We start from the raw sequence: 12,881 nt of genomic DNA, 5'->3' as shown, positions 1-12,881 counted from the left end.
TAACGCAACATGAATGAAAGGATAATTCAATCATTCAAACCCAAATTCTATATCAAAAAAAAAGAAATATCAAGATCAAAATGTGCTTCTGGGGCTAGTCATTTGCGGTACTTGCCCCAGCAAGCAGATCCCTCGCGGAAAGCCCGTTTTTCTTCCCTTCTCCCCGGAAGTTTATGTGGGCCGCCAGGATATAGAGAAACCTCGGGAAGAATGCCGGGCCAATGTAGAGATCCTTTTCCAGCGCCTTCCCTTCCCGTATTCTCTCTGAAAGAAGGAGGAGGGCTTTCCCCGCATGCTTCATCGGACCGGAGCTAAGCGGAATCCTCCGGACCAGGGTTCCAAGCATCTCCCCCGCGCCGATCGCGAGCCCGCCGCAGTAGGTATAGGAGCATTTCTCTGACCAGATCTGCACCATACGAAGAAGATTTCTGAGCTGTCTGCTCTCATAAAATCCCATATTCGAAACGACATAGATCCTTCGCCCGGGATCCTGCCGGGAGGCTTGCAGCGCCTCCATCAGGCGGAGCATGGCAGAGGGGATCCCGTCCACGTAGAGGGGCATCCCTAGAATGAGAGTATCCGCCCCCCTAAGGAGAGACAGAAGCTCCTCCTGCTTCCCCATATATTGAGACAGAGAGTAAAGCTCTGTCTCCTTTCCCGTATTCTCCCGGATAGTCTCGAGAAAAGCCAGGGTATTCGAGCGTTTTCCGCGGAGGCTCCCGTTTAAAAGGACAAGCCTTCCGGATCTTGTTCCGTCAAATGCCGGATCGCCTGCCCGTGGCTTTCCGTTCAGAGGGACGAAGCCTTCAGGGGATTTTGGCCCGGATAAATCCCGCGGGATCGGCTCCGCCAAAGGCTCTGCGGGTTCTGTCGCTTTCTCCCCCGCCCGGACCTTAGAGGATTCATAGAAGCGAAGCTCTCTGAGCTCTGCCTCTAAATTGATGCACACGGACTTCACATAGCTCTCTGCCTCTGCCTTTTCCTCCTCCGTGATATCCTCCCCATAAAAGAGGATGCGGAGCGGGAGAGGAGCGCGCTTCGGTCTTATCCTGTGGTGCATCTCGCCCTGGATTATCCGGAAATAGGGGAGGAGATAGCCGATGCTTCGGTCCATAACATTCTTCACGAAGGGGCTGAAGCCGCCGAAGGAGCAGCGGCTTATGATAAGGAGCTCATCCGCCTCAGAGAGCAGCGCCCCCATATGCTCAAAGCCGTCCCGGATGACGCAGCGCCCCGGCGTCTTAAGCCAGCAGCAAAAGCAGCCGGTGCAGGGGCGGATACTTCCTGTATCGGAAAGGACCGTCCAGTGCTCTCTATCCGCTTTATCCCGGCAGGATGCTTTCTCCGTTTTCGGCCCTATCTCTGCGGCACGCAGAAACGCAGACACATCGGCTTCCGGAATAGCAGCCTTGGAAAAATCAAACTTAGAAAGATCAAGTTCATAAAAGCTTTCGGGAAGGGAATCCTTTCCCTGCTCTCCCCTCGGATTTTCCATCATTTCCCGGTTCTTTCCGGGCAGGTCATGAATCAGGAGCTTCAAAATCTTTCCCTCCGATCTCTAAAAAGCGACAAAATGCAATAAAGAGGCCCGGATATCCCAAAACGATTCCGATTCCGCGCAGTCGGCAGTGAAAACGTGAGGGCGGGCCCCTCAGCTTGAGATTATTATAGCTGTCTGCGCTGTCAGGGTAAATGGATCAGAAGGAAATTTTTCTTTTAGGAAGCATATGGACAGAGTCTGTCCACATCAAGTTCTATACTCGCAGAAAGATATGAAATACGAGGGCTCTTCACTCTTCTTTTCCCGGAATGGCGGTCTCGGCGGCAGATCTCGCACTCTCCCTGCCTTTGAGATGTCGGATGAGAAGGAGAAGAGCGGAGCGCTCCTCCTCATCCAGTCTTCTCCAGTGTTCCAGGAGAAGCGCTTCCTCCTCTTTTCCTTCTTCCTCTGAGACTCGGAAGAAATCGGAGAGGGAAATGCCCATCACCCGGCAGATTCTCTCCACCTTGTCGAGAGGAGGATAGAGGTTTTTCTGATACCAGGTGGCAATCGTGGACTGGGGAATTCCGCTCAGCTTTGCGAGCTTATAGACGCTAAGCCCCCGGAGCTTTCTAAGCTCCGTGATGCGGGAGAGAATGTCGAAATTCTCGGAATTCAGATCAGGGTTCACGGCGGCCTCCCGGAAGCTATTGCGGTATCACGATAGTGTTAAACGATATCTTGTATTTTATTGGGAGATTCTTATGGACAATAGCTCCATAATTGCGATATAATAAATCGGTATTACGATATACTTAAGAATTAGAAAGAAAGGAGAAATTTTCCATGAAAAAGCCGGCTGAAGCTAGCGTTCCGGAGTTCGAAAGGAGTCCATAAAAACCTTTTGCAATCAAAAAAGGGGTATGGAGAAGCGGGCAGAAGCTGGGGCTGAGCGGCGTTGTATCCATCATCCATGGGGGATCAAATAATGAGGTAAAAATAACATGGATTCTCTGATCAACAAGGATTTCTTTCCATCCGGGATGACTCTTGATGAAAACAGAATTTTTCCGGTCCTCGTGATGTCTACGATGTCAAGCGGGAAGAGCACCCTGATCAACGCCATCGCGGATCGGGAGATTCTCCCCAATCGAAATGAGGCCTGCACGGCTAAGGTCTACGCCATTTTGGATGAGGATGAAAATGAACATCCCTATGCCATCTCAGTAGACGATAAGCAGAGGGTCCGCCGGATAGAAGGAAATCTCAGAGAAAAGCTGGACGAGCTGAATGAACGGGAGGATACAGAAAAAATATTTATCGGAGCGCAGATCCGTGAAGTCATCAATACGGGGAAAATCTTGCTTTTAATCGATACCCCCGGGATGAATAATGCGCTGGATGAGAGGCACGAACGGATCACGGAGGATGCGCTTCAGGCGCTGAACGGCGGCCTGGTTCTCTATCTGATCAATGCGACGCAGTTCGGAGTACGGGATGATACGAGACTGCTTAAGATCCTTCAGAATAGGTTGAAGCAAACAGGGGAAGCTCTCCGGGTGCTTTTCGTAATCAATAAGGTCGATGAGCTTGATCCGGAGAAGGAGCCGATAGAGGACTTTATCCCTGAGGTCAGGTCTTATCTGATTCAGAGAGGCTTTCCGGATCCAGAGCTTATCCCGATTTCCGCGCGGGCAGCTTCCCTCTTTCGAAAGGCTCTCCGGGAGGAGGAACTGAGTCGGGCGGAGTACAGAGACTTCTTAGGATACTATGAGAACTTCGGCACGAAGGATCTTCGTTTGTCTTCCTATAAAATGGGAAGACAAAACGCTGAATTTTTCCGGAGGCTCCAGGTAAAGGGAAAGGAGTATCGTATTTCGGAGCTCAATGCCGCCATTGAGAATACCGGGATCACCGCGATAGAGCGCTATATTCAAAATGCCCAGATTCAGAGTGAGGAAAGGGAAAGCTTTCGCATAAAGCTGCCCGGGGAGCAAAGAAGGGAGGCCGAAGAGAGGGAGAAGGAGCGGGAGGATTTGTTTCATCTCTTTATGCCATTGTGGACGGCGAAAATGCGGACGATCGGGATTTTCGGCCCCAGGAAATACCATGCGGCAATCATAAATATGCTGCTCCGGGACAGTCTGATTCCGGAGGATGCATGGCGTACTGTGTGTCGATCTCCCGGTACTTTCTCCTCTTCCTCTTCGCTTCTGGGGATTGCAGAGGAGCTTCCCCATCTGGAGCTGCAGGGTGATCCGGGGCTAGATGGGAATTATAAACTCATTGACATAGACATTGATCACAAAGGTCAATACAAAGATCACTGCAGAGAGCTGGACAGGACCATTTTGGGAAATTATATCAAAACTCATGGCTATTGCAGAATACGAGGGTATTTTCCTGAGCCGGAAGAGCTTAATCTATACTGGAGGATTCGATCGTGTGATGCATTGGTGAAGCAGAGCCAAGCTGACTCGCTCCCAAAACTCTGGGAGTTCCTGGTGGATGAGAAGAAGGAGTTTCGATGCACAGACCCGGATTTGTACGTTCATGTTCCTCTCTATGTGATTGATCTCTCTTCCTTTTCGGACAGGGATGGGGATTGGCAGCTGGAGCTTCTCCTAAGGAGGAGAAAAGAGTGGGGAAAGGAGGGGTTGGAGCGCTGTATCTTTGTCCTGGATTACTGCGAAAAACTGGGGGCAGAAGGAAGCACACTTTTTAAAAAAATGGGAGAAATATGCAGAGCCTTCTCCCAACAGCTTCAGATAGAGCATCCGATCCTGGTGCCGGTAAGCTCAGCCATGAGTTCACGTCTTTGGAGCGTCGGCTCGAAAGAGTTCGAAAAAGTGCAGGAAATCGCGATGGAATGCCATGATAAAAATCTGGAATGCGAAAAATATGCACTCATCGACAAAGCCGTGAGGGAGAGGATGGAGTCGGATCTCTCGCTGTATAGGAGAGTGAAGGATTTGCGGGTAGAGATTATGGCCCATACGGGAGCCTATGTCCTGGAAACTGTGCTCCGTTTGCAAATGAGGAAATCCTAGGGAGTGGAAAAATCTGCCGGGAGTTCGGCGGCGCGCCTATAAGGGAAATGAGGGGGAAGAGCGAGTATGACGGAATTTTATATATCGTATAATCCATATTTGCATAAGTTTGTGTTTGAGAAAAACGGAAAAGTCGTACCGGATACGGTTTCTCTGACAGCAAAATGTGGAGAGCGAATGCAGGCTTTGCTTTCGCCTTCGGGAAACTGGAGAGGATTGATTCCGGAGATTGCCGAGTATTGCAATGATGATGAGATCCGACTTTTCTTCCGGGGGAAAAAGACTATGTTCCAGGATATCGTCGATGCGATTACGCAGTATCGGGGCGATGTCAAATTTTATCCGGATCTTGAGATCTGTGAGGATGAGGCTGATGTTACTCCGATGTATTCAGAAAGAGTACGGGGAGGGAGAGAACGTATGACAGAGTTTTATATATCGTACAATCCGTATTTGCAAAAAACTGTGTTTAAGAAAAATGGAAAAGCCGTATCGGAGTCCAGTTCTCTGGAGGCAAGAAACGGAGAGCGGATTCAGGCAGTGCTTTCGCCTTCGGAGAACTGGGAAGGATTGATTCTGGAGATTGCCAAGTATTGCAATGACGATGAGGTTCGGCTTTTCTTCCGAGGGAGAAGGATCGACTTTCAGGATATCGTTTATGCTCTTGAGCAGTATCAGGGCGATGTCAAATTTTATCCGGAGTTCGAGAACTGCAAGGATGAAGGCGGCATCTTAACGGAGCTCGACCAGATCATGGCGGAGCTTGAGGCGAAAAACCTGCCGGAATTTGGAAAAAGTGATTCCTATCAGAGGACGGTGTTTGATAATTACCGGAGGGCAAAAAACGGAATTTTTGAGGTCAGCGTGATCGCCACGATGAGCAGTGGGAAGTCCACCCTGATCAATTCGATTCTCCATACGGATCTCCTCCCGTCCAAGAATGAGGCCTGTACGGCAACGATCGCAGAGATTTTGGACAATGATAAGATGAATGGTTACGAGGCGGAATGCTACGATGCAGAGGGGAATCAGATCTTTTCGAGGAGCGCCGTGAATCCGGAAAAAATGGTGCAGTATAATTCCGATCAGAGAGTCAGAAGGATTTCTATCGAAGGGAACATTCCGTCCGTACCCAGTGACAAGATCCGGCTCTGCCTTCGCGACACGCCGGGACCGAACAATTCCCGGGATGAGAATCATGAAAAACTGACGCAGGATGTGATCCATCAGGGAAATACAGTCGTCCTCTATGTAATGAACGCGACGCAGCTCAGCACCAACGACGATAAGCAGCTTCTGACGGATATCGCGCAGGAGATGAAGCGGAGAGGAAAGGAGGCAAGAGACCGTTTTCTCTTTGTGATCAATAAGTGTGATCAGCTCGATGAGGAGAAGGGAGAAACCGTCGAAAAAGTCCTAAAAAACGTCCGGAGCTATCTGCAGGGTTTTGGTATCGAAAACCCGATTCTGATTCCAAGCAGCGCGCGTCTTGCACTTCTCATCCGGAAGAATGCTCAAGGGCTTGAACTTTCAAGATCCGAGCGGCAGGATCTCCGCGCTGTGGAGGATTATGTAGAGGTTGAAGAGCTGCATTTTGAAAGAAATGCGGTTCTCACTCCTACGGTGAGCGGGAAGCTTAAAAAGGAGCTTTCGCGCTGTCACGAGAAGGGAGATCGCGTCGGGGAGGCACTGGTTCACACAGGAGTCCCCGTCGTGGAGGCCGTAATCGCAGAGTATATCGAAAAATACGCGTATCCGTTCAAGATCCATGACGCCGTAAAGGATATCATTCTCCGCCTGGATGAGCTCAATATGAAGGCGAGATTTGAAGCTAAGGTGGCGGAGGATCAGAGTGCGCTTGAGAAGGCGAAGGAACAGATCGCACGTGGGAAGCAGAAATATCAGGCAAGCCGAAAGCTCTATGAAGACTCTAAGAAAAAGATCAGAGAGCTGATCCCGCCGTCAAAACGGATCGCGGAAGAATCGAAAATGCCAAAGGAGGAGGATACTATTCTACATGTTGAGACGGAGTGTGAAAAACTGACGAAGGAGTATTCCAACGTTAAAGACTGTGAGTCTGAAGAGGCAGAGAGGAAGCTGCGAAAGCTGCAGTCTGAGCTGCTGAAAATACAGGAGGACTGCAGGAGTAGAATCAGAAAGGATATTGAGGACAAGGTATTCAGCTATTGTAGAGAGATGATGAAGGATTATCAAGAGCTTGTGACGAAGATCTTCAAGGAGATCCACATCGATGACTTTGACTTTCGAAAACTCTCCGCTCTTCCCAAGGTGGACTTTGAGAATGCGGAAGCTGTTGTAGCTGAGAATGCGGAAGAGCGCTGCCATGAGGAGATCCGGTGGAAGAAAAATCCGGAAAAGAGCGGATTTCTGGGCTTCTTGAAATTCTGGGAACCGGATGAAATTTCCTATACAGAAATGGTCAATGATGGAAAATATGTGAAAGTAAAGACATTGATCACAAGTACGATGGCAAGCTTTATATTCAAGATCAAGAAGGGAATCTCTGAAAGCTATCGCTTTGGAGATAAACAGGTGGAGAACTATAAGGCTGCTTTCATAGGGAATATTGATCGATTGAATGCTGCGATCCGAGAGACTCTGGACAAGATGGAAAGAGATACTTCCGACGCAGACCGGCTCCGGCAAAGGGTGAGGCAGGAGAGGGAGAGAAATGAATGGTTCTCCCGCCTGGACCAAAGGATCCGGCACATTCTGGAGTTTTAAGGAAAAGCTGAGATGATAGGAGGCAAAAAAATGATTAAGAACGAAATGATTGAAAAAGGTCTGAGAGAGAAGGACCTAAGTTCTCTCAGGGAGGCGCTTGGACAGTTCTGCTATGTGAACCGGAGCTTTTCGAACTCGGAATTTGACTCTGCGTGCGAGTATGTGGAGAGGAGACTGAAGGAGAGCGGCCTTTCTCTGATGGAGCCGCTGAAGGGAGAACTGGTCTCCGCCGGAAAGACGGGCTACAGTGACGATGACTTTGCAAGGGCTGTGATGATGCTAAAGCAGAACTTCTCCAAGGAGAGAATCGATGATGTGAAAAAGATCGGTCGAGCGCTCTATACAGAATCCGACCGGAAAAGAGCGGAAGACGAGAAGAAAGCCAGAGAAAAATCGAGGAAAGAACTGCACCCAAAAGCGGGGAGCCGTCAGAGCGAAACGTCAGCACTCTACCGAGGACTGGCGGCAATCGCTCTGGTGGCCGCAGCGGTGATAGCGTTTCTCATGAGGTTCCTCCGATAAAAGAGAAAGGAAAAGAAAAGGAAGATGAGAAGACGGGCACTCCTCAGTGTAGGAGTTTGACCTTGGGTCAAAGAGAGGAACAGAAGGGGCAGGAAATCAGCAATTTGCAGGATGAATTTGAGTTGGATTCTCAGGACCAGGGAGCTGAAGCGAAAAAAATGGAGGAGAAACGGAAAAATTTTGAAGACAAAAGTAATAAGAAAGACATAGAGTACGGGTCAGAACATTGTGGATGATAAGCCTTTGGGCAGTGGAATCATGATTTGATCTTTATACAGGGAGAAAAATATGGGGACAGAGCTTGTCGATGTGAGGGAGCTTTCCAAGCTCTCGGGGATGCTTGAGAGCGCAAGATCCATCGTCACGAAAAATTATCTTTGCAAGCTGGAGCAGTACGAACTTGCGGAGCTTCCGCCGGAGCTCAGAGAACTGAATATCGCGGATTACACAAGGCTCTATAAATTCACGGAGCTGATCTCCGATCAAAAGGAAAATGTCCTGGAAAGGCTGATTACGGTTTTGAATGCCGCTCACGCAAGCTCTGCCTCCGTGCTCACCTTTATCCGGGGCTGCGAAGATCATACGGAGTATTATCTCGGGATCGTCAACAAGAATGTAAATGAGGATACTGCATCAAAGGGCGCGGGGTTTGAGGGAACTCTGCGCGGGAATTTTCCGGGTTTAAAGGAGAAGTCTCTTCGGATCGGGGAAATCGAAAAGGTATTAGGCCTTATCCGGGAAGCATCCTATATCACTTCTGTATCGGGACTTGCATCCCTTCGCAATAAGGAGCAAAAGGACTATGAGAAATTCGTCCAGGGAATTGAGCATTTGACGGATTCCCTCCGCGGGAGGAGCTATGGACTTTTGATTCTGGCGGATCCCGTGAATATGCCGGAGCTTGAGAGGGCGAAGCAGGGTTATGAAAATCTGTATTCCCAGCTCTCGCCCTTTGCCTCCACGACTCTGAATTTTAACTCCTCGGATTCCCTTACATTCAGTAAGACGAACACGGAAAATTTCTCGAAGACAGTCGGGGACAGCATCGCGGACACACAGAATTACTCCAGGAGCAACGGCTGGAGTGAGTCCAAGGGCTGGAGTGACAGTCATACAAGAAATATGGGGGCGGGGCTTGGAGCGGCGGGAAGCGCTGCTACCGGAATGGGAGCGGCGGCAGTAGGAGGAGCGTTGGCGCTTTCGCTTGCAGTTCCTCCCGCCGCACCTGTCCTGATTGGTGCCGGTATCGCTTTGGCCGCTGTCGGCGGCCTGATGGGCTCTGATACCGTAGGGCATTCCGAGACACACACGACGAACTTCAATGCGACGGAGAGCAGAGGGTATACGAGGACGAGTAATCAATCGGATACCGTGCAGAGGGGAAAGAGCAGCGGTGAATCCGAAGGGAGCACAAGAGGGAGGAGCTATCAGTTCAACAGCGAGAATAAAGCAGTCAAGGATCTCATGAATGTCATAGAAAAGAATATTGAGAGACTGCAGCGCTGCGAGGCGCTGGGGGCCTTTCAGTGTGCGGCCTATATCCTTTCCTCTAATCCCGAGACGAATGCGATGGTCGCAAACGGCTATAATGCTTTGATGCGCGGGGAGGATTCCTCTCTTCAGTCCTCCTATATCAACCAGTGGAGAGCGGAGAGCCCGGAGGGGAGGAAGTGCAGGTCCTATCTCGAAAAGCTCTCTCACCCCCTGATGATGCGGCGTGGAGAGAATATTCTTGTGAATCCCGCGATCCTATCGACATCCTCCGAGATGGCGATCAATATCGGATTTCCAAAGAAATCACTGAGCGGGCTTCCCGTGATCGAGATGGCCTCCTTTGGGAGAAATGTGTTTACCAGAGAACAGGCAGAAACGGACGCGGAGCAGCTGCACCTTGGTGCCGTTTATCATATGGGAGCGGTGGAGAAGACGCCGGTGGAACTGGACATGAGAAGTCTTTCGATGCACAGCTTCATCACCGGCTCTACCGGTGCGGGAAAATCCAATACCGTCTACCAGATCCTTCAGGGACTTTGCGGTGCGGGAATTCCCTTCCTCGTCGTAGAGCCGGCAAAGGGAGAGTACAAGCAGGTCTTCGGAAATCGGAGGGACGTACAGGTCTACGGGACCAATCCCTATCTCAGCCCGCTGCTTCGCATCAATCCCTTCCGCTTCCCAAAGGGAATTCATGTGCTGGAGCATGCGGACCGGCTGGTTGAGATCTTTAATGTCTGCTTCCCGATGTATGCGGCGATGCCGGCCGTCCTGAAGGATGCGGTGCTCCGCGCCTACGAGAGCAGCGGCTGGGATCTCGTGAGCTCGAGAAACGGCATTGACGAAACACTTTTCCCGTGCTTTGAGGATCTTCTTCTCCAGCTTCAGAAGGTGATTGAGAGCTCCGCCTATGATCAGGAGGCAAAGAGCAATTACCGCGGCGCTCTGGAAACCCGTATCCGCTCTCTCGCCAATGGACTGAACGGACAGATCTTCAGCTGTGATGAGATTCCGGAGGAAGAGCTTTTCGATAAGAATGTCATTATTGACCTAAGCAGAGTCAGCTCCACGGAGACGAAGGCTTTGATTATGGGGATCCTTGTGATGCGGCTGAATGAGTACCGGATCTCGCACGCTCTTTCGATGAACGCGCCCCTTAGACATGTCACCGTGCTCGAGGAAGCACACAATATCCTGAAGAGGACCTCCACGGAGCAGAGCAGCGAGAGCTCCAACATTACCGGAAAGGCGGTGGAGACCATCTCGAATTCCATCGCGGAGATGCGGACCTATGGAGAGGGTTTCCTCATCGTCGATCAGTCCCCGAACATGGTGGACATCTCGGCGATACGAAATACCAATACGAAGATTCTGATGCGTCTTCCCGAGGAGAAGGACAGAAATGACGCCGGAAAATCCGCGGCACTGTCCGATGAGCAGCTTCGGGAGCTCGCAAAGCTCCCGAAGGGTGTGGCCGTGGTCTATCAGAACAACTGGATCGAGCCGGTGCTCTGCAAAATTGATCGCTTCCCCGGGGAGGAAAATACCTATCGCTATGACGCTTCGAAGGCGGACAGGGACCAAAAGAAGAGAGGATGGTTCAGGACAGAGCTTATGAGACTTCTTCTGAAAGGGCGGATGAAGTCGGAATTCGAGCCGGATCTCGAGCGCCTCCGGGGAGAAATCGCCGGGACGGAATATCCCGTTCTGACAAAGCGCTATCTCTATAGACTTCTGGAGGAGTACCGCAGAAAGCACAGTCTTTCGATCTGGGAGAGGAAAGAAGATCTCAACCATTTTGTGCCGGTGCTCCTGCGCGGTGAGAGCGAAAGCTATGAGCTCATCGAAAATTCTCATGATATGGAAGAAGTTCGGGAGAACCTGGATTTCTTCCTGCAAAGAGAGGCAGTAGAGGATATCGAGGGACTTCGGATGGCAGTGAGCGACAGCATTATGGCAGACTTTTCGGAGAGAAGCTCGGAGGATGCGCAGATCTACGAAAGGTGGAGAGAGTTTGTCTTGGAGGGAGGGAAGCTTCTGTGAGCATGATCCCGGGAATGGAAAAAATAGTAGAAGAGGGGATAAAGAAGTTTCTTCCGGAGGGAGGAAAGGATACGCTTCCTCTCCCCGAGGGGAAGGAGCGGAAATTTCCGTGGGAAGATAAGGAAGGCGGAGCGGAGTTTCCAAAGAGAGAGGATCCGAAGCATAAATTCCCCTGGGAGAAAGAATCCGGAGACATCGGGAGGGACATAGGGAAGGAGATCGGAAAGGCGGAAAGAAAAAAATCGGACTGGGAGCTGGAACCAAAGGACTACAAGGACTCGAGGCCTCCGATCTACAGCTGTCTGGACAAAGCTGTAGATTCTGGTAAAATCAGGGATGCAGCTGACGGCCGCGGGCATAAGTCGATGGAATCCGGTAAGGAAGGCAAGCAGGAAGCAGATAAAGAAAGAGAGGAGCAGAGGGAGGATAGGGAGAAGGAAAATCCGGAAAAAGCGGAAGTGCCGGATTCCTCTGACTCGAAGGAGAATAAGAAAGAAGGACTGAGCGATCAGGAAAGGGAGAAGATCAAGGCGGAAACGGGATGGTCCGACAAGGTGATTGATCATATTGGGTCCTGGGAGGAATATGAGATCTACAAGGCGGCCAATCTCATGGAAATAGAGATCAATGGCAAGACGTGCCTGATCAAAAAGGACATTGACTGGAATCAGAAGGATGCAAAGGGAAATACGAATGCCGAACGGGTCAAGAGAGGACTGGCTCCCTTGGATAAAAACGGAAAACCGATTGAACTGCATCATATGGGACAGCGCGCGGATGCTCCTTTAGCAGAGCTTAGCTTTGAAGAACACAGGGGAGCGGGAAATGACACCATTCTTCATGATAAGAATAAAGAGACGGAGACTCATGGAGAAGGGAATAAATGGAACAGTGAAAAACAGAACCATTGGAAGTCCCGCTCAGAGGCGGATACCGCCGGAGGGCAATCATGAGTGAAATCATTGAGAAAATGGCAAAGATCCCTGATTTAAATGTGATGCAGGGCTGCAGTGAAAGCCAGATTTCGGAGGCGGAGACGGAGCTGGATCTCAAATTTCCGCAGGAGTATCTCGATTATGTGAGGAAATACGGCTGCATGGATTTCGGCGCTACAGAATGGACAGGGCTTAATGTCGGAGGCGTATTTAATACAGTGACTGCGACAAAGCAGGAGCAGGAGGTAAATCCTGATTTCCCAAAGGGCTTCTTTGTCCTGGAGAATCTGGGGATAGATGCCAGGCTGGTTATCGTCAATGAAAAGGGAGAGGTCTATCTGCTTCAGCATGACAAGAAAACGAAGCTCTATGATTCTATTTCGGAATATCTTGAGAGCCGCATTAAGGAGAATAGGTCCTGAATTCGCACCGGAAGCTCATGGAGAGAGGCGAATGAAATCAATCCGCGGCTTTAGGGAGTATCAGAATGGATTCAGGCTTTGAAAAACATAAGGATGACAGACAGGGCATTGAAAAGAGTCTCCGGATTCTCGGGATTTATGATTCCCTGCAAAGGGGAAGGGGCTGTCGCAATAGAGTGTTGCGACAGCCCTC

The 12,881-nt window shown here is 50.3% G+C and carries 9 protein-coding genes; 7 read left to right on the top strand and 2 right to left on the bottom strand.

Annotation, left to right across the window (positions count from 1 at the left end; all coding sequences use genetic code 11):
* Positions 1-94: 94 nt before the first annotated feature.
* Both HMPREF1986_RS12440 and HMPREF1986_RS00825 read right to left on the bottom strand, forming a co-directional pair.
* Complete coding sequence (locus HMPREF1986_RS12440) at positions 95-1,540, bottom strand: flavodoxin family protein (RefSeq protein WP_021772814.1); 1,446 nt, start codon at positions 1,538-1,540, stop codon at positions 95-97.
* A 250-nt stretch (positions 1,541-1,790) separates the two neighbouring features.
* A complete protein-coding gene (locus HMPREF1986_RS00825) occupies positions 1,791-2,171 on the bottom strand; it encodes a helix-turn-helix domain-containing protein (protein ID WP_021772813.1) in 381 nt (126 codons plus the stop codon).
* A 313-nt stretch (positions 2,172-2,484) separates the two neighbouring features.
* Here HMPREF1986_RS00825 and HMPREF1986_RS00820 point away from each other — a divergent pair, with 313 nt between their 5' ends.
* From HMPREF1986_RS00820 to HMPREF1986_RS00790, 7 genes are all read left to right on the top strand, one after another.
* On the top strand, positions 2,485-4,530 hold the full coding sequence (locus HMPREF1986_RS00820; RefSeq protein WP_021772811.1) for a dynamin family protein: 2,046 nt from the start codon (positions 2,485-2,487) through the stop codon (positions 4,528-4,530).
* Between the two features lie 66 nt (positions 4,531-4,596).
* Positions 4,597-7,275, top strand: a complete 2,679-nt coding sequence (locus HMPREF1986_RS00815) for a dynamin family protein (protein ID WP_021772810.1) — start codon at positions 4,597-4,599, stop codon at positions 7,273-7,275.
* Positions 7,276-7,305: 30 nt separating this feature from the next.
* Positions 7,306-7,797, top strand: coding sequence for a hypothetical protein (locus HMPREF1986_RS00810; protein ID WP_036598655.1), 492 nt, complete (start codon positions 7,306-7,308; stop codon positions 7,795-7,797).
* Between the two features lie 62 nt (positions 7,798-7,859).
* Positions 7,860-8,033: a hypothetical protein gene (locus HMPREF1986_RS00805; protein WP_155978743.1), complete on the top strand. Its 174-nt coding sequence runs from the start codon at positions 7,860-7,862 to the stop codon at positions 8,031-8,033.
* 52 nt (positions 8,034-8,085) lie between these two features.
* Positions 8,086-11,331 carry an ATP-binding protein gene (locus tag HMPREF1986_RS00800; protein WP_021772807.1) on the top strand — a complete coding sequence of 1,082 codons (3,246 nt, stop codon included), beginning with the start codon at positions 8,086-8,088 and terminating at the stop codon, positions 11,329-11,331.
* Between the two features lie 14 nt (positions 11,332-11,345).
* Positions 11,346-12,284 (top strand): HNH/ENDO VII family nuclease, encoded by a 939-nt coding sequence (locus HMPREF1986_RS13460; RefSeq protein ID WP_242837339.1) that lies wholly within the window; start codon positions 11,346-11,348, stop codon positions 12,282-12,284.
* A complete protein-coding gene (locus tag HMPREF1986_RS00790) occupies positions 12,281-12,688 on the top strand; it encodes an SMI1/KNR4 family protein (RefSeq protein ID WP_021772805.1) in 408 nt (135 codons plus the stop codon). Before HMPREF1986_RS13460 ends, HMPREF1986_RS00790 begins: the two co-directional genes overlap by 4 nt.
* The last annotated feature ends 193 nt before the right edge of the window (positions 12,689-12,881 follow it).

Origin of the sequence: Oribacterium sp. oral taxon 078 str. F0263, from assembly GCF_000469565.1 — a bacterium.
Classification (GTDB): domain Bacteria; phylum Bacillota; class Clostridia; order Lachnospirales; family Lachnospiraceae; genus Oribacterium.
This window is presented reverse-complemented; position numbering and strand designations above follow the sequence as displayed.

Bases quoted from the DNA above. Each gene is read 5' to 3' on its own strand.
- HMPREF1986_RS00790 (WP_021772805.1), top strand. From the start codon at position 12,281: ATGAGTGAAATCATTGAGAAAATGGCAAAGATCCCTGATTTAAATGTG.
- HMPREF1986_RS00800 (WP_021772807.1), top strand. From the start codon at position 8,086: ATGGGGACAGAGCTTGTCGATGTGAGGGAGCTTTCCAAGCTCTCGGGG.
- HMPREF1986_RS00815 (WP_021772810.1), top strand. From the start codon at position 4,597: ATGACGGAATTTTATATATCGTATAATCCATATTTGCATAAGTTTGTG.
- HMPREF1986_RS00810 (WP_036598655.1), top strand. From the start codon at position 7,306: ATGATTAAGAACGAAATGATTGAAAAAGGTCTGAGAGAGAAGGACCTA.
- HMPREF1986_RS00820 (WP_021772811.1), top strand. From the start codon at position 2,485: ATGGATTCTCTGATCAACAAGGATTTCTTTCCATCCGGGATGACTCTT.
- HMPREF1986_RS13460 (WP_242837339.1), top strand. From the start codon at position 11,346: ATGGAAAAAATAGTAGAAGAGGGGATAAAGAAGTTTCTTCCGGAGGGA.